Origin of the sequence: Pseudomonas sp. LFS074 (genome assembly GCF_047978165.1) — a bacterium.
In the GTDB taxonomy this organism is placed as follows: Bacteria; Pseudomonadota; Gammaproteobacteria; order Pseudomonadales; family Pseudomonadaceae; genus Aquipseudomonas; species Aquipseudomonas putida_P.
On the sequence record NZ_JBFPFV010000002.1, the window covers coordinates 504,008 to 520,626 of the forward strand.

Annotated in this window: 19 protein-coding genes; all 19 read right to left on the bottom strand. The window is 63.4% G+C overall.

Annotated features, from left to right (window positions below):
- Window positions 1-5 precede the first annotated feature (5 nt).
- The 19 genes from ACNQP3_RS20405 to fliJ all read right to left on the bottom strand — a co-directional run bounded on the left by ACNQP3_RS20405 (window position 6) and on the right by fliJ (window position 16,614).
- Complete coding sequence (locus ACNQP3_RS20405; protein ID WP_264316401.1) at window positions 6-794, bottom strand: protein phosphatase CheZ; 789 nt, start codon at window positions 792-794, stop codon at window positions 6-8.
- A gap of 20 nt (window positions 795-814) precedes the next feature.
- Complete coding sequence (locus tag ACNQP3_RS20410; RefSeq protein ID WP_023663319.1) at window positions 815-1,189, bottom strand: chemotaxis response regulator CheY; 375 nt, start codon at window positions 1,187-1,189, stop codon at window positions 815-817.
- Between the two features lie 103 nt (window positions 1,190-1,292).
- A complete protein-coding gene (fliA, locus tag ACNQP3_RS20415) occupies window positions 1,293-2,033 on the bottom strand; it encodes an RNA polymerase sigma factor FliA (RefSeq protein WP_013973585.1) in 741 nt (246 codons plus the stop codon).
- Complete coding sequence (gene fleN / locus ACNQP3_RS20420; RefSeq protein WP_003254408.1) at window positions 2,030-2,863, bottom strand: flagellar synthesis regulator FleN; 834 nt, start codon at window positions 2,861-2,863, stop codon at window positions 2,030-2,032. Before fleN ends, fliA begins: the two co-directional genes overlap by 4 nt.
- A 93-nt stretch (window positions 2,864-2,956) precedes the next feature.
- Window positions 2,957-4,267 (bottom strand): flagellar biosynthesis protein FlhF, encoded by a 1,311-nt coding sequence (gene flhF, locus ACNQP3_RS20425; protein WP_013973587.1) that lies wholly within the window; start codon window positions 4,265-4,267, stop codon window positions 2,957-2,959.
- Window positions 4,268-4,278: 11 nt separating this feature from the next.
- Window positions 4,279-6,408, bottom strand: a complete 2,130-nt coding sequence (flhA, locus tag ACNQP3_RS20430) for a flagellar biosynthesis protein FlhA (RefSeq protein ID WP_013973588.1) — start codon at window positions 6,406-6,408, stop codon at window positions 4,279-4,281.
- Window positions 6,409-6,611: 203 nt separating this feature from the next.
- A complete protein-coding gene (gene flhB, locus ACNQP3_RS20435) occupies window positions 6,612-7,754 on the bottom strand; it encodes a flagellar biosynthesis protein FlhB (RefSeq protein WP_264316402.1) in 1,143 nt (380 codons plus the stop codon).
- A 2-nt stretch (window positions 7,755-7,756) separates the two neighbouring features.
- Complete coding sequence (gene fliR, locus ACNQP3_RS20440; protein ID WP_264316403.1) at window positions 7,757-8,533, bottom strand: flagellar biosynthetic protein FliR; 777 nt, start codon at window positions 8,531-8,533, stop codon at window positions 7,757-7,759.
- A gap of 7 nt (window positions 8,534-8,540) precedes the next feature.
- The gene (fliQ, locus tag ACNQP3_RS20445; RefSeq protein WP_013973591.1) at window positions 8,541-8,810 is read right to left on the bottom strand and encodes a flagellar biosynthesis protein FliQ; all 270 of its coding nucleotides are present in this window, start codon (window positions 8,808-8,810) and stop codon (window positions 8,541-8,543) included.
- Between the two features lie 21 nt (window positions 8,811-8,831).
- Window positions 8,832-9,587 carry a flagellar type III secretion system pore protein FliP gene (fliP, locus tag ACNQP3_RS20450; protein WP_038410037.1) on the bottom strand — a complete coding sequence of 252 codons (756 nt, stop codon included), beginning with the start codon at window positions 9,585-9,587 and terminating at the stop codon, window positions 8,832-8,834.
- On the bottom strand, window positions 9,587-10,021 hold the full coding sequence (fliO, locus tag ACNQP3_RS20455) for a flagellar biosynthetic protein FliO (protein ID WP_013973593.1): 435 nt from the start codon (window positions 10,019-10,021) through the stop codon (window positions 9,587-9,589). Before fliO ends, fliP begins: the two co-directional genes overlap by 1 nt.
- 12 nt (window positions 10,022-10,033) lie before the next feature.
- Window positions 10,034-10,504: a flagellar motor switch protein FliN gene (gene fliN / locus ACNQP3_RS20460; RefSeq protein ID WP_024087456.1), complete on the bottom strand. Its 471-nt coding sequence runs from the start codon at window positions 10,502-10,504 to the stop codon at window positions 10,034-10,036.
- Between the two features lie 47 nt (window positions 10,505-10,551).
- Window positions 10,552-11,520, bottom strand: a complete 969-nt coding sequence (gene fliM / locus ACNQP3_RS20465) for a flagellar motor switch protein FliM (RefSeq protein WP_013973595.1) — start codon at window positions 11,518-11,520, stop codon at window positions 10,552-10,554.
- Between the two features lie 9 nt (window positions 11,521-11,529).
- Window positions 11,530-12,027 (bottom strand): flagellar basal body-associated protein FliL, encoded by a 498-nt coding sequence (gene fliL, locus ACNQP3_RS20470; RefSeq protein ID WP_013973596.1) that lies wholly within the window; start codon window positions 12,025-12,027, stop codon window positions 11,530-11,532.
- 218 nt (window positions 12,028-12,245) lie between these two features.
- Window positions 12,246-13,496, bottom strand: coding sequence for a flagellar hook-length control protein FliK (locus tag ACNQP3_RS20475; RefSeq protein WP_264316404.1), 1,251 nt, complete (start codon window positions 13,494-13,496; stop codon window positions 12,246-12,248).
- A 72-nt stretch (window positions 13,497-13,568) separates the two neighbouring features.
- Window positions 13,569-13,916, bottom strand: coding sequence for an Hpt domain-containing protein (locus ACNQP3_RS20480; RefSeq protein ID WP_264316405.1), 348 nt, complete (start codon window positions 13,914-13,916; stop codon window positions 13,569-13,571).
- Between the two features lie 48 nt (window positions 13,917-13,964).
- Window positions 13,965-15,656, bottom strand: a complete 1,692-nt coding sequence (locus ACNQP3_RS20485) for a fused response regulator/phosphatase (RefSeq protein ID WP_264316406.1) — start codon at window positions 15,654-15,656, stop codon at window positions 13,965-13,967.
- 8 nt (window positions 15,657-15,664) lie between these two features.
- The gene (locus ACNQP3_RS20490; RefSeq protein ID WP_264316407.1) at window positions 15,665-15,970 is read right to left on the bottom strand and encodes an STAS domain-containing protein; all 306 of its coding nucleotides are present in this window, start codon (window positions 15,968-15,970) and stop codon (window positions 15,665-15,667) included.
- A 191-nt stretch (window positions 15,971-16,161) separates the two neighbouring features.
- Window positions 16,162-16,614: a flagellar export protein FliJ gene (fliJ, locus tag ACNQP3_RS20495; RefSeq protein WP_013973601.1), complete on the bottom strand. Its 453-nt coding sequence runs from the start codon at window positions 16,612-16,614 to the stop codon at window positions 16,162-16,164.
- Window positions 16,615-16,619: the final 5 nt, after the last annotated feature.

Below are 16,619 nucleotides of genomic sequence, written 5' to 3' on the forward strand. Positions count from 1 at the left end.
GCTCCTTAAAAACCCAGGCTGGACAGCAGATCATCGACATCGTCCTGACCGGACACAACGTCTTCACGCTTATCGGCATGAATCTGCGGACCTTCACCCCGAGTCGGATGTTTTTCTCGATCTTTTTCTGCGCGCAGCTGATCGTGGTCATGCTGGATGCCCGCGAAGCGGTCGACCTGGCTGGCCATCAGCACCAGTTTGAGCAGGTTGCTTTCCACCTCGGTGACCAGGGTGGTGACGCGCTTGATCACCTGGCCGGTCAGGTCCTGATAGTCCTGGGCCAGCAGAATGTCGTTGAGGTGCCCGGCGACCTTGCGGTTGCCCTCGGCGCTGTGCGTCAGGAAACTGTCGATGCGTTTGACCAGGTCACGGAACTCCGGCGCAGCCACTTCACGGCGCATGAAACGCTGCCAGTCGGCGCTCAGTGCATGTGCCTCGCTGGCCAAATCGTTGAGCACCGGGGTGCTTTCCTCGACCAGGTCCATGGTGCGGTTGGCCGCGCCCTCGGTAAGCCTGACCACGTAAGACAGGCGCTCGGTGGCGTCGGTAATCTGCGACACCCCCTCGGCCTGCGGCATGGTCGGGTCGATCTGGAAACTGACGATGGCACTGTGCAGCTCGCGGGTCAGCTTGCCGACTTCCTGGTACAGGCCGCGGTCGCGGGTCTGGTTCAGCTCATGAATCAGCTGCACCGCCTCGCCGAAACGGCCCCGCTCCAGGCTTTCGACCAGCTCCTGGGCATGCTTCTTCAGGGTCGATTCGAACTCGCCCAAAGACGTTTGTGATGAATCCATGGCGCGCCCCCTGACGTGACTCAGCCGTTGACGCGTTCGAAGATCTTCTCGATCTTTTCTTTGAGCACCTGGGCGGTGAACGGCTTGACCACGTAACCATTGACGCCGGCCTGGGCCGCTTCGATGATCTGGTCGCGCTTGGCTTCGGCGGTCACCATCAGTACCGGCATGCTCTTCAGCTTGTCGCTGGCACGCACTTTACGCAGCAGGTCGATGCCGGACATGCCAGGCATGTTCCAGTCGGTCACCAGGAAGTCGTAGTGGCCGTTCTCCAGCATCGGCAGCGCCGTGGTGCCGTCATCGGCTTCTTCGGTGTTGGTGAAGCCCAGGTCACGCAACAGGTTCTTGATGATCCGCCGCATCGTCGAAAAGTCGTCAACGATGAGGATTTTCATGTCTTTGTTCAAGTAGACCTCCAAGCAGTCTCAAACGCGCTCGGCCCCGAGCGCGCATTCACAATTCGGTACAACGTAGAAAACGACTGCAACGACAGCGGGCTCAACGCGCCCGCCATTCCCCCAGGCGGCTGCGCAGGCGCGCGGCACACTGGCTGTGCAACTGGCTGACCCGCGACTCGCTGACCCCCAGCACCTCACCGATTTCCTTGAGGTTCAGCTCTTCGTCGTAGTACAGCGCCAGCACCAGGCGCTCACGCTCCGGCAGGTTGGCGATGGCCTCGGTCAGGGCGACCTGGAAGCGCTCGTCCTCCAGGCCACGCGCAGGTTCTACCTGGCCACTGGCACCATCCTCATGCAGCCCTTCGTGCTCGCCGTCCTGCAACAGGTCGTCGAAGCTGAACAGGCGGCTGCCCAAGGTATCGTTCAAGATCCCGTAGTAATCATCGAGACTCAATTGGAGTTCGGCAGCAACTTCATGATCTTTAGCGTCACGTCCGGTTCTGGCTTCAACCGCACGCATCGCGTCGCTGACCATGCGGGTGTTGCGGTGCACCGAACGCGGTGCCCAGTCGCCCTTGCGCACTTCATCGAGCATGGCCCCGCGAATGCGGATGCCGGCGTAGGTTTCAAAGCTGGCGCCCTTGCTGGCGTCGTATTTGTTGGCTACTTCCAGCAGGCCGATCATGCCGGCCTGGATCAGGTCCTCGACCTGCACGTTGGCCGGCAACCGCGCCAGCAGGTGGTAGGCAATGCGCTTGACCAGCGGGGCGTAGCGTTCGATCAGCTCGTACTGGGCGTCTTTCGACGCTCGGCTGTACATCTTGAAACCGCTGGCGTTCATAGCACTGGACCCGCGCTGGTGGGTTGCACCAGACGCTCGACAAAGAACTCCAGATGGCCACGCGGGTTGGCCGGCAGCGGCCAGCTGTCGACCTTCTGGGCTATCGCCTTGAAGGCCAGCGCGCACTTGGACCGTGGGAAAGCTTCGTACACGGCACGCTGCTTCTGCACCGCCTTGCGCACGCACTCGTCATACGGCACAGCACCCACATACTGCAGGGCAACGTCGAGGAAACGGTCGGTGACCTTGGTCAGCTTGGCGAACAGGTTACGGCCTTCCTGCGGGCTCTGCGCCATGTTGGCCAGCACGCGGAAACGGTTCATGCCGTAGTCGCGGTTGAGCAGCTTGATCAGGGCGTAGGCGTCGGTGATCGAGGTGGGTTCGTCGCATACCACCAGCAGCACCTCCTGTGCCGCGCGGACGAAGCTGACCACCGAATCACCGATACCCGCCGCGGTGTCGATCACCAGCACGTCGAGGTTGTCGCCAATTTCGCTGAACGCCTGGATCAGCCCGGCATGCTGGGCCGGGGCCAGGTGCACCATGCTCTGCGTGCCCGAGGCAGCCGGTACGATGCGCACACCACCGGGGCCCTGCAACATCACGTCGCGCAATTCGCAGCGCCCTTCGATGACATCGGCCAGGGTCCGCTTGGGGGTAAGGCCCAGCAGCACGTCGACATTGGCCAGGCCCAGGTCGGCGTCGAGCAGCATGACCCTGCGGCCAAGCTCGGCCAGCGCCAGGGACAGGTTCACTGAAACGTTAGTCTTGCCGACGCCACCTTTGCCACCGGTCACGGCGATCACCTGTACGGGATGCATGCTACCCATGTCTGTTCTTTACCTTGTCTCGCTGGGACTCAGGCCACACGTAGGGCAATTCTGCGTACCCTTTGGCATAGCTACCTTGCACACACTTCATCATCAACCCGCTCGCCGTGGGTTGTGATAGAGATCAGCGAACATGTCGGCCATGGCCTCTTCGCTGGGCTCGTCCTGCTGCTGCACATTGACCGCGCGGGTGACCAACTGGTGCCCCCGAGGCAGGTGCAGGTCGTCAGGAATGCGCGGCCCATCGGTCAGGTAGGCCACTGGCAGTTCATGACTGATGGCAAGGCTCAGCACATCGCCAAGGCTCGCCGTTTCATCGAGTTTGGTCAGGATGCAACCAGCCAGGCCGCAGCGCTTGTAGCTGTGGTAGGCAGCAGTCAGCACCTGCTTCTGGCTGGTGGTGGCCAGCACCAGGTAGTTCTTCGCGGCAATGCCACGCCCGGCCAGGGTTTCAAGTTGCATGCGCAGGGCCGGGTCACTGGCCTGCAGGCCAGCGGTATCGATCAGCACCACGCGCTTGCGCAGCAGCGGCTCCAGCGCCGCGGCCAGCGACTGGCCCGGGTCGACGTAGGTCACAGGCACGTTAAGGATGCGGCCCAGGGTCTTGAGCTGCTCCTGGGCGCCGATGCGGAAGCTGTCCATGCTCACCAGCGCCAGGTTCTGCGCGCCGTACTTGAGCACGTAGCGGGCGGCCAGCTTGGCCAGGGTGGTGGTCTTGCCCATGCCGGCCGGGCCGACCATGGCGATCACCCCACCCTCTTCGATCGGCTCGACCTCGGGGATTTCGATCATCCGCGCCAGATGCGCCAGCAACATGCGCCAGGCCTGACGTGGCTCGTCGATCTCGGCGGTCAGGTCCAGCAGCTCACGGGCGATCGGCCCGGACAGACCGATGCGCTGCAGCCGGCGCCAGACGGTGGCCTGCTGCGGCTTGCTGCCTTGCAGCTGGTTCCAGGCCAGCGAGCCGAGCTGCACTTCCAGCAGCTCGCGCAGGCCCGAAAGCTCGGAGCGCATGGCATCGAACAGGCGCGGATCGACCGGCGCCGACGCAGGGGCTGGCGCAGCGGCCTCGGGCGCATCGATGTGCGGTTCGACCAACGGCTCGGCGGCGGTCAGCGACTGCCCGGCGAACAATTGGCGGTTGTTGTCGCTGCTGTCCTGACGATGATCCAGTTCGGCCTGGGCAGTGGCGATGCGCGTATGGGTCTTGCGCAGCTCTTCTTCCAGTTCGGCGTTGGGCACACGCGGGGCCAGGGCAGACAGCTTGTAGTCCAGCGCGGCCGTCAGTTCGACACCGCCGGCGATGCGACGGTTGCCGATGATGGCGGCATCGGCGCCCAGCTCATCACGGACCAGCTTCATGGCCTGACGCATATCGGCGGCGAAAAATCGCTTAACTTGCATTATCCCCTACCTCAGCCGTTAGGGCCCACGGTGGCAACGATGGTGACTTGCTTGTTGTCCGGTATTTCCTGATACGCCAGAACATGCAAATTCGGTACAGCCAGACGACCGAAACGCGACAGCATGGCGCGGATCGGGCCGGCGACCAGGAGGATGGCCGGTTGGCCCTGCATTTCCTGGCGCTGGGCCGCCTCGATCAACGAACGCTGCAGCTTCTCGGCCATGCTCGGTTCCAGAAGAACACCGTCTTCCTGACCTTGCCCGGCCCTTTGCAGACTATTGAGCAAAATCTGTTCCAACCTTGGCTCCAGGGTAATCACTGGCAGCTCCGACTCAACGCCGACAATGCTTTGCACGATGGCGCGACACAATCCGACGCGCACCGCCGCCACCAGCGCGGCGGTATCTTGACTCTTGCCGGCGTTGTTAGCGATCGCCTCGGCGATACTGCGGATATCGCGTACGGGCACCTGTTCCGACAACAGCGCCTGCAGCACCTTGAGCAGGCCCGACAACGAAATGACACCCGGCACCAGCTCTTCTGCAAGTTTAGGCGATGCCTTGGCCAACACCTGCAGCAGTTGCTGGACCTCTTCATGGCCGATCAGTTCGTGGCAGTGCTTCTGCAGAATCTGGTTCAGGTGCGTAGCCACCACGGTACTGGCATCGACCACGGTGTAGCCCAGCGACTGCGCCTGGGAACGCTGGCCGACATCAATCCACACGGCCTCCAGGCCGAACGCCGGATCGCGTGCGGCAATGCCGTTGAGAGTACCGAACACCTGCCCCGGGTTGATTGCCAGTTCGCGATCCGGGTAGATCTCGGCTTCGGCCAGGATCACCCCCATCAGGGTCAGGCGATAGGCGCTGGGCTGCAGGTCAAGGTTGTCGCGGATGTGCACGGTGGGCATGAGGAAGCCCAGGTCCTGCGACAGCTTCTTGCGCACGCCCTTGATTCGCGCCAGCAATTGGCCACCCTGGTTGCGATCGACCAGCGGGATCAGCCGGTAGCCGACCTCCAGGCCAATCATGTCGATCGGCGTGACGTCATCCCAGCCCAGCTCCTTGGTTTCCAGCGCGCGTTGTGGCGATGGCAGCAGGTCCTGCTGGCGCTGCGCTTCCTGCAGCGCCTGCGCCTTGGCCTTCTGCTGCTTCTTCCACACCAGGTACGCGCCACCACCAGCCAGCAGGCCAAGGCTGAGGAAGGCCACGTGCGGCATGCCCGGCACCAGGCCCATGACGATCATCAGCGCGCCGGACACCGCCAGGGCCTTGGGCGAATCGAACATCTGCCGGTTGATCAGCTTGCCCATGTCCTCGGAGCCCGAGGCGCGGGTAACCATGATCGCGGCAGCGGTCGACAGCAGCAGTGATGGCAATTGCGCCACCAAACCGTCACCGATGGTCAGCAAGGCGTACACCTTGCCGGCATCGCCAAAGCTCATGCCGTGCTGCAGCATGCCGATCAGCATGCCGCCGATCAGGTTGATGAACAGGATCAGCAAACCGGCGATGGCGTCACCGCGAACGAACTTGCTGGCACCGTCCATCGAACCGTAGAACTCGGCCTCCTGCGCCACTTCGGCACGACGGTGCTTGGCCTGGGCCTGGTCGATCAGGCCTGCGTTGAGATCGGCGTCGATGGCCATCTGCTTGCCGGGCATGGCGTCGAGGGTGAAACGCGCGCTCACCTCCGAGATACGCCCGGCACCCTTGGTCACCACCACGAAGTTGATGATCATGAGGATGGCGAACACCACGGCACCGACCACGTAGTTACCGCCGATCACCACCTCGCCGAAGGCCTGGATCACCTTGCCGGCGGCGCCATGGCCCTCCTGGCCATGCAGCATCACCACCCGGGTGGAAGCCACGTTCAGGGCCAGGCGCAACAGCGTGGCCACCAGCAGGATGGTAGGGAACGCAGCGAAGTCGAGCGGGCGCAGGGCGTAGACGCAGACCAGCAGGACCACGATCGACAGGGCGATGTTGAAAGTGAAGAACACATCGAGCAGGAACGGCGGTATCGGCAACATCATCATTGCCAACATCACCAGCAGCAACAGCGGTACACCCAGGTTGCCCCGACCGAGCCCGGCCAGGTTGTTACGGGCGTTGCTGATTAACTGAGTGCGATCCACCGCGAGTCCTCTTGATGCAAAACTTTGACGCACAGGGGGCGCCTGGCGCTGGCTTTGCAAGAAGCTTTCCAACTTTGCTCGATGGGGGATTTATGTTGCCTGTTCCGGCCTCTTCGCGGGTGAACCCGCTCCCACAGGGACCGCAGCAGAGGACCTGTGGGAGCGGGTTCACCCGCGAAAGGGCCAGAAGCCCTGACACAAGGTCAACTGTCGCGGCGCAGGTCCGGCGGAATCGGCAGGTCGTCCTTAAGCGGCTCTGGCCGCTTGCCCTTGCCAGCCCGGTACTGGCGGATCTGGAACACGTAGGCCAGCACCTGCGCCACCGCCAGGTAAAGCCCGGCAGGGATTTCCTGTTCGAGCTCGGTGGAGTAGTAGATCGCCCGCGCCAATGCCGGTGATTCGAGGATCTGGACCTTGTGCTCCACACCGATCTCGCGAATCTTCAAGGCAATGAAATCCGTCCCCTTGGCAAGCAGCAACGGCGCTGCCCCGCCTTTCTCCGGGTCGTACTGCAAGGCCACCGCATAATGCGTCGGGTTGGTGATGATCACGTCGGCCTGCGGCACAGCCGCCATCATGCGCCGCTGCGATACCTCGCGCTGCAGCTGGCGAATACGCTGCTTGACCTCAGGCTTGCCTTCGCTGTCCTTGTACTCGTCGCGCACTTCCTGCTTGGTCATCTTCATTTTCCTGTGGGTCTGCCACAGCTGGAACGGCACGTCCGCCGCCGCGATCAGCAGCAGCCCGGCCGACATCCACAACGCACTCCAGCCCACTACCTGCAAGCTGTGGATGATTGCCTGCTCCAGCGGCTCGTTGGCGATCGACAGCAAGGCCTGGCGATCGCTGACCAGCACCACCACCGCCACCACTAGGATCACGAAGAACTTGGCCAGCGCCTTGAGCAGCTCGGTCAGGGCGTGCATCGAGAACATGCGCTTGATACCCGACAGCGGGTTCATGCGGCTGAACTTGGGCTGCAGCAGGCTGCCGGAGAACAGGAAACCGCTCAGCGCGATGGGTGCCACGAAGGAGATCACGAAGAGCAGGATCAGCACCGGCTGCGTCGCCCAAATCGCCATCTTGCCCGAGGCCAACAGGAAGGCGCTCATAGCCCGCTCGTCGACGATGATGTCGCGGGTCAGGCTGAAGTTCATGCGCATCATCTCCAGCAGCGTCTCGGCCAGGTGGCCGCCGAACGCCAGCAGACCACCGGCGCCGGCCAGGGTCACCGCCACCGTGTTCAGCTCCTTGGAGCGCGCGATCTCGCCTTTCTCGCGAGCATCGCGCTTGCGCTTTTCGGTGGGGTCTTCTGTCTTGTCCTGACCGCTCTCGCTTTCCGCCATGCTCAGCGCGCCCTCGCCAGTTCACGCAGCCAGTGCAGCGCTTCGCTGGCCAATGCCTGGTAGTGGGACAGCACATCGGCCAGGCCGACCCAGAAAATGAACATGCCCATGACCAGGGTCAGCGGGAAACCGATGGAGAAAATGTTCAGTTGCGGCGCGGCGCGGGTCATCACACCAAAGGCAATGTTCACGACCAACAGCGCGGCGATCACCGGCAGAATCAGCAGCAGGCCTGCGGCAAATACCCAGCCCAGGCGCCCGGCCAGCTCCCAGAAATGGTTGACTACCAGTGCGTTGCCCACCGGCAAGGTGGTGAAGCTTTCGGTCAGCACCTCGAACACCACCAGGTGGCCATTCATCAGCAGGAACAACACACTTACCAGCATGGTCATGAACTGGCTGATCACCGTGACGTTGACCCCGTTGGCTGGGTCGACCATCGAAGCGAAGGCCATACCCATCTGCACCGCGACGATCTGCCCGGCAATCACGAACACCTGGAACAGCAACTGCAACGCCAGGCCGAACAGCGCGCCGACAATGATCTGCTCGGCACACAGCAGCAAACCGCGCAGGCTCAGCGGGTCGAACTCAGGCAGGGGGGGCAGTGCCGGGACGATTACCACGGTAATAGCCACCGCCACGTACAGGCGCACCCGCGCCGGCAGCATGCGAGTGCCGAGGATGGGCATGGTCATCAGCACCGCCGTCACCCGGAACAACGGCAGGATGAAGGTCGCGACCCAGGTGCCGATCTGCGTGTCGGTCAGCTCCAGCATCGGCGCGTCAACCGATCAGCTGCGGGATGTTGGTGTAGAGACTGGTGATGTACTCCATGAACTTCTGCACCAGCCACGGCCCGGCGATGATCAACGTCACCAGCATCACCAACAGGCGCGGCAGGAAACTCAGGGTCTGTTCGTTGATCTGCGTGGCGGCCTGGAACATCGCCACCACCAGGCCCACCAGCAGGCTCGGCACCACCAGCACGGCAACCATCAGCGTGGTAAGCCATAACGCATCACGGAACAGGTCGACAGCGACTTCAGGTGTCATCGGCGGCTCTCCTTGACGGCGTCAGACGCCGCCGAAACTACTGGCCAGGGTACCCATGATCAGCGCCCAGCCATCGACCAGCACGAACAGCATGATCTTGAACGGCAGCGAGATGATCAGTGGCGACAGCATCATCATGCCCATGGCCATCAGCACGCTGGCCACCACCATGTCGATGATCAGGAACGGGATGAAAATCATGAAACCGATCTGGAACGCGGTCTTCAGCTCGGAGGTGACGAACGCCGGCACCAGGATCGTCAGCGGCACCTGGTCCGGGCCGGCGATGTCTGTACGCTTGGACAGGCGCATGAACAGGTCGAGGTCGCTTTGCCGGGTTTGTGCCAGCATGAAGTCCTTGAGCGGCCCCTGGGCCTTGTCGATGGCCTGCTGGGCGGTCATCTGCTCCTTCAGGTACGGCTGCAGGGCGTCCTGGTTCACCCGGTCGAACACCGGCGCCATGATGAACATGGTCAGGAACAGCGCCATGCCGGTCAGCAACTGGTTCGACGGCGTCTGCTGCAGGCCCAAGGCCTGACGCAGGATCGAGAACACGATGATGATGCGGGTGAAGCTGGTCATCAGGATGACGAACGCAGGGATGAAGCTGAGCGCAGTCATGATCAGCAGGATCTGCAGGCTGACCGAATATTCCTGCTGCCCGTCCGGGGTATTGGACAGGGTAATGGCCGGGATCGACAGCGGGTCGGCACCCAGGGCCAGCGGCGCAGCCAGCAGCAGCGCCAGAGTCAACAACACACGCAGCGCGCCACTCATCACTTCTTGTCCTTAGGGTCCTTGCCCATCAGCTCCATCAGCCGCTGGGCAAACTCCGGCGTCGCCTGGCGGGCGTTTTCCGGCACTTCCACGGGCTCGGCCAGCACATGCAGGGCCTCGATGCTGCCAGGGGTATGGCCGATCAGGATCTGCTCCTTGCCCACTTGCACCAGCAGCAGGCGGTCACGCGGGCCGATGGCCCGGCTGCCGACGATCTCGATCACCTGCCCGCCCTTCACCGCCGTGCTTTGCAGACGCCGCAGCAACCAGGCCAGGAAGAAGATCAGGCCGACCACCAGCAGCAGGCCGAAAACCATCTGCGCCAGCTGCCCACCGAGGCTGCCAGGTGCGGTTGCCGGTGTGGCCGCCGGTGTGGCAGCGGCCAGGCAAGCCTGGCTGGCGAGCAGCGCGGCAGCCGCCGCGATGGCGCGCATCGTGCCCTTCACTCAGCGCAGCTTCTTGATACGTTCGCTGGGGCTGATCACGTCGGTCAGGCGGATGCCGAACTTCTCGTTGACCACCACTACCTCGCCATGGGCGATCAGCGTGCCGTTGACCAGCACGTCGAGCGGTTCGCCGGCCAGGCGGTCGAGCTCGATCACCGAGCCCTGGTTGAGCTGCAGCAGGTTGCGGATGTTGATCTCGGTGCTGCCCACTTCCATGGAAATGTTCACCGGGATATCCAGGATCACGTCCAGGTTCGGGCCTTCGAGGCTGACGTTTTCGTTCGGCTTCGGCGAGCTGGCGAACTCCTCCATCGGCAGGCGTCCCGGCCCGCTGGTGCTGCTGCCGGTGTCACCACCCAGCAGTGCATCAATGTCGGCCTGGCCGGCTGCACCGGTTTCTTCCAGTGCCGCAGCCCACTCATCGGCCAGCGCCTGGTCCTCTGCGGAGGTAATCTCGTTTTCGTTAGCCATGGTTTCCTCGACAGGCATTCAATTCGTTATGTGCGATCGGCACGCCGTCAGCGGCGTTCGATCGGGTCGATGATCTGCAGCGCCAGGTTGCCCTTGTGCGAACCCAGGCGCGCCTTGAACGACGGCACGCCGTTGGCACGCAGCACCAGGTGCTCGGGCAGCTCCACCGGGATCACGTCGCCAGGCTGCATGTGCAGGATGTCGCGCAGCTTCAACTGGCGACGGGCTACGGTGGCGGTCAGCGGCACGGCAACATCCAGCACGTCTTCGCGCAGGGCCTTGACCCAGCGCTCGTCCTGGTCGTCCAGGTCGGACTGGAAACCGGCGTCGAGCATTTCCCGCACCGGCTCGATCATCGAGTACGGCATGGTCACATGCAGGTCGCCGCCACCGCCGTCCAGTTCGATGTGGAAAGTGGACACCACCACCGCCTCGCTGGGGCCGACAATGTTGGCCATGGCCGGGTTGACCTCGGAGTTCATGTACTCGAAGGTGACCGGCATGATTGCCTGCCAGGCTTCCTTGAGGTCGACGAAGCACTGGTCCAGCACCATGCGCACCACGCGCAACTCGGTGGGGGTGAACTCGCGGCCTTCGATCTTGGCATGGCGGCCATCGCCGCCGAAGAAGTTGTCCACCAGCTTGAACACCAGCTTGGCATCGAGGATGAACAGCGAAGTGCCGCGCAGCGGCTTGATCTTGACCAGGTTGAGGCTGGTCGGCACGTACAGCGAGTGCACGTATTCGCCAAACTTCATCACCTGCACGCCACCCACCGCCACGTCGGCGGAGCGGCGCAGCAGGTTGAACATGCTGATACGGGTGTAGCGGGCGAAGCGCTCGTTGATCATTTCCAGGGTCGGCATGCGACCCCGCACGATACGGTCCTGACTGGTCAGGTCGTAGCTTTTGATGCTGCCAGGCTCGGATGCACTCTCGGTCTGCACCAGCCCGTCGTCGACGCCATGCAACAGGGCATCGATTTCATCCTGGGACAGCAGGTCCTGTACGGCCATTGCGGACTCCTACTGCAATACGAAATTGGTGAACAGCAACTGGTCGACGACCGGCTTGCCGACTTCCTTCTGCGCCACTTCCTGGACCACTGCAGTGGCCTTCTGACGCAGCATTTCCTGCCCCACCGGGCTGCCGGCCAGGGTGTCGAAGCCTTGCCCGGAGAACATCATCACCAGGTTGTTGCGGATCACCGGCATGTGCACCTTGAGCGCATCCAGGTCGGCCTGGTTGCGCGCTTGCAGGGTGATGCTCACCTGCATGTAGCGCTGGCGACCGTTCTGGTTGAAGTTGACCACGAAGGCCGGGGTCAGTGCTTCGTAGATAGCCGCTGGCTTGACGTTGCTGGCTGCAGGATCGGCGGCCGGGGCCGGCTCGCTCTTGTGCATGATGAACCAGGTAGCGCCCACCGACAGGCCGATCGCCAGCAACAGGCCCACTACTGCCAGCAGGATCAGCTTGAGTTTGCCTTTAGTGGCGGGGTCTTTGACTGCTTCGCTCTTCGCCATGCCAATAATCCGTCGTCCATCGGGGGTTCAAGGGAGAATGGCTTGGCTTGAGCAAGTGTTATGCCAGATTTTGCAGAAGGGAGTTTTCAGCAGGGACAACCGGGCTGGCTTCTTCGCGGGTGAACCCGCTCCCACAGGACCTCCACAGGCTTCGAACCCTGCGCTGTACTTGTGGGAGCGGGTTTACCCGCGAAGAGGCCAGTACAGGCAATCGGGATCTACGCGTAATAATCGACCGCACTGTCGCCAACAACCATCTGCTGCTCCACAGGCCGGGCGCTATCGACTGCCTCGGCCCCGCCCTGCTCGGCCCGGCGCGCCGCCACCCCGGACAGGTTGCTGCCCTGCGCCTGACCCTGCTGCTGTTGCTGCTGCCCGCGCGACTGGTCGGCCACGTTGACATCCGGCTGTGCCAGCCCCTGCTGGGCGAACAGCTCGCGCAGGCGGTGCACCTGGCTGTCGAGGGCGTCACGCACGCCGGCGTGGCCGCTGATGAAGGTGACCTGGGTCGACTGGTCCGTCGCAACATTGACGCGAATGTCCAGGCGGCCCAGTTCAGCCGGCTCCAGCTGGATATCCGCCGACTTCAGGTTCTGGCTGGACAGGTACATGACCCGGTTGACCAGGCCCTCGGCCCAGGCGTTCTGGCTCATCGGCAGCGGTTGGTGCAATGGGCTGGCGTTGGCCGGCACGGCATTGGCGGTCTTGGCCGTGGCGGCCTGGGTCAGGTTGGCCAGGCGGTTGGCGAAATCGTCGATGCGCGTATCGCTGCCAGCGCCCTTGGTGTCCTTCAGGCCATCTTCGAGCAAGGCAGCAAAGGCCTTGTCGCCGGGCTCGCCCGCTTCACCCCCGGCATTCTCGACCAGATTCGCCAAGGTATTGACGGCCATCGGCCCCTCCTCGCCCTGAGCCTGCGAAGCGTCCAGGGCATGCGCCGAAGTCCCCCCTTTGGCCTGGGCGCTTTGCTCCAGCGCCAGACGCAAGGTCGGCAAGTTGGCCAGAGGATCGGCGTCGGGATCGAAGGCTTCCTCGGCGGCCGGCTCCTCGGGCAGCTCGGCGGTGACCTGCGCCGCGGCGGCCTGCAACACCGGCGCCACCGCCTCGGCCTGCGCCTGGATCAGTTGAGCGCCAGGCTGGGCGTCGGTTACCTGGCCGGCCACCAGGCTGGCATCGCGCAAGCCGGTGTCAGCCTTGGCCTGGTCGTCGGCTGGCAATTGTTTGCCGTCATCGGCAACTGCGAGTTTGTCGGCAGCGGCTTTCTTGCCGCCCTGCGCCGCCTCTGGCTTGGCCTGGGCGACCTTGTCGTCCTGCCCTGCGGCCTTGTCGCGGCCCTGCCTGGCCATCACCTGGCCGAAGCCGTCACCCTTGTCGCCCGGCGCCTGCAGCGGCTTGTCGGCCTGTGCGGAGGCCGAACGCGAGGTATTGGCAACGGCGTTACCTTGCAGCAATGGGTTGGGTGCGACAGGCATCGAGCGGTCTCCGCGCCAGAAACAAAAAAATCATCCAGCCAGAGACAGGCAAGACTCGCGCCAAGTCGTGTATCAACCCGCCGAAATGCGTTGTTGCTCACCTCGGTAGAAGCGCTGCACCTCGACGAACTCTTGGTCGATGCGGGTGATCAGGTCTTCGATGCCATACAGCGGGGGCCGCCGTGCGCGCTCCTCCAGTTGGTGGCACAGGCTGGCCAGTGCAACCGCGCCCATATTGCTGCTACTACCCTTGAAACTGTGGGCCGCAGAACCGAGCTCTTCGGCATTTTTGGCCGCATGCAACTGGCCCAGGCGCCGCTCGGAGTCGTCAAGAAAGGTTTGCACCAACTGCAGGTAGCCATCTTCCATGACCTCACGCAGGTCGCTGAGTACCTTGTGGTCAATATGCATGTCAGTCACTTGTTCACTCCTTGATCAAGCCAGATTATGCCCGAGCCAACCCGTGGCTCACCAGACGAACTCCACATGCGCGCAACGCCCGCCTTCACTCCAGCACGCGCTGCTGGCCAGCCGCCGAACCAGATTCAGGCCACGCCCGCTCAGCCCCTGCTCCAGCGTGGGCCGCGACAGCACGCCCTGCACATCGAACCCGGCACCACTGTCACGGACCTCGATCATCAGACGCCCGCCGTCGGCATGCGGTTCAACCTTGAAATCGATGCGCACATAACCGTCGGTCAACACCCCGAGGCGCCGGGCTCGCTCTTGATAATAGTCTGCAAAGCCTTGGCCATCGCGCTTGAGCTGCGAATCCAGGCCCAGCACGCCATGCTCCAGCGCGTTTGAATAAAGCTCGCTGAGCACACTGTGCAGGTTGCCGGTGCGCGCACGCAGGCCGTGAATCTCCTGCAACAACTGCACCAGGTACGGCACCGGGTTGAAGCGTTTGAGGATCTCGCCACGCACCTCGAACCCCAGCGACCAGTCCAGCGGGCTGGAGCGGCCGCTATCAGAGTAGATCATCGGCGCCGGCACCCGCTCCTCGGCACAGAACATACGAATGTCGCACAGGCTGATGTCATCGCGCAGGCGCCCGCCAAAGCGCTCCAGGGCCTGCATCACTTCGTCGAACAGCCGCGCCGGGTCACGGTTGTCGGCCAGCACCCTGCGCAGGCGCTGCACGCCGAACAGGCGCTCCTGGTCGTCGGCCGTGTCGAGCACGCCGTCCGAAAGCAGCAGCAGGCGCTCACCCGGCGCCAGCGGCAGCACTTCGGTACTGTCATCGAAACGCTCGGCGTCCAGGATGCCCAGCGGCAGGTGTCGCGAACCCAGCGCCGACAGCACCTGGCCATCCACTGCCAGGCGATAGCCATCAGGCATACCGCCGTTCCACACCTCCACCGAACCGCGCTGCATGCTGAGGTTGAGCAGCAGCGCACAACAGAACATGTCCACCGGCAAGATGCGCTTGAGCTTGGCGTTCATCTCGCGCAGGACCTGCGCCATGCCGTAGCCCTTGGCAGTCATGCCGTAGAACACTTCGGCCAGCGGCATCGCCCCTACCGCCGCCGGCAGGCCGTGACCGGTAAAGTCGCCGAGCAGCACACGCATGTCGCCGGACGGGGTGAACGCGGCCAGCATCAGGTCGCCATTGAACAGCGCATAGGGCGATTGCAGGTAGCGGATGTTAGGCGCGGCAAGGCAGCCGGAGTGGGCCACCTTGTCGAACACCGCCTTGGCCACCCGCTGCTCGTTGAGCAGGTGGTGGTGGTGCCGGGCAATCTGGTCACGCTGCTCCAGCACGGTGGCCTGCAGCCGGCGCAGTCGGTCCATGGCGCGGATCTTGGCACCAAGGATCACCGCACTGTAGGGCTTGGCCATGAAGTCGTCGCCCCCTGCCTCCAGGCAGCGCACCAGGCCTTCCTCCTCGTTCAATGAAGTCAGGGAAATGATCGGCACCAGCGCTTCGCCGGCCAGGGCCTTGATCTGTCGCGCCGCCTCGAAGCCATCCATCACCGGCATCAGCGCATCCAGCAGCACCAGTTGCGGGCGCCGCTCGACGAACAACGCCACCGCCTGCTCGCCGTTTTCCGCGGTAAATACCTGATGACCCTGACGGCGCACGATCTGCGCCAGCAGCAGGCGGTCGGCGGCACCGTCTTCGGCCACCAGCACGGTCAACGCCTGTTCGGCCGGCATGTCGGCGCTCAACTGATATCGAAGAGTTTTTCGAAATTGGAGATGGCGAGTATCTTGCGCACGTCGGAGCTGGCATGCACCACACGCACATCCGAATCATCGCCGCCCGCATGGTCACGTAGCAACAGCAGCATGCCGAGCGCGGAACTGTCGAGGTAGGTAGTGTCCTTCAGGTCGACGACCACCGAATCTGGCCGGCTGGACTGGCGTTCGTAGGCGTCGCGAAATTCCTGGTGCTTGCCGAAATCGAAGCGCCCCTTGATCTTTATCGTCAGCTTTTTCCCGTCCTGCGAAAAATCAGTCTCGACTGCCATGCTAGCGATTCCTTCGATGATGGCGGATGCAACTCCATAAAGGTTTAGCAGGCGATGGCGGGGGTGGCAAGCATGTGGGCTGCCTGTCCCGGCCTCTTCGCGGGTTAACCCGCTCCCACAGGACCTTCACAAATTCGAATCCTGCGCCGTGCCTGTAGGAGCGGGTTTACCCGCGAAGAGGCTAGTACAGGCTATAGGTGATTCTGCCGCGGCAGGCGTTGTGACAGCTCGTCGAGCAGGCGCTGCTCGCGCTTGTCTTCGGCCCGCCGGGCTTCCTCCAGATAGCGCTGTACCAGCTTGCGCAGGCCTTCCACCCGGGCATAGGCCTGCTGCCAGGTGCCGCGGGCGTTGTTGAGGTTGTTCTGGTGCCAGACCAGGCTCTGGCGCTGCTGAGTCATGGCCGTTTCCAGCTGCCCGAGGAAGCGCTGGTAATTGACCAGCCAGCTACCGTTTACCCCCTGCCCGCCGCGGTTGATCCACTGCAGCTGGTAATCCTCGCGAAACCGCTCGAGCTCGGCCAGCTTGGCCTGGGCAGTGGCCACCTGCTGCTGGAACTGCCCAAGGCGCTGCGCCGCCTTGCGCTCGGCCTCTTCGGCCATGTCCACCACCGGCGCCAGGCGCGCGGCACGTCCAGGCAGCGCCATGGCTT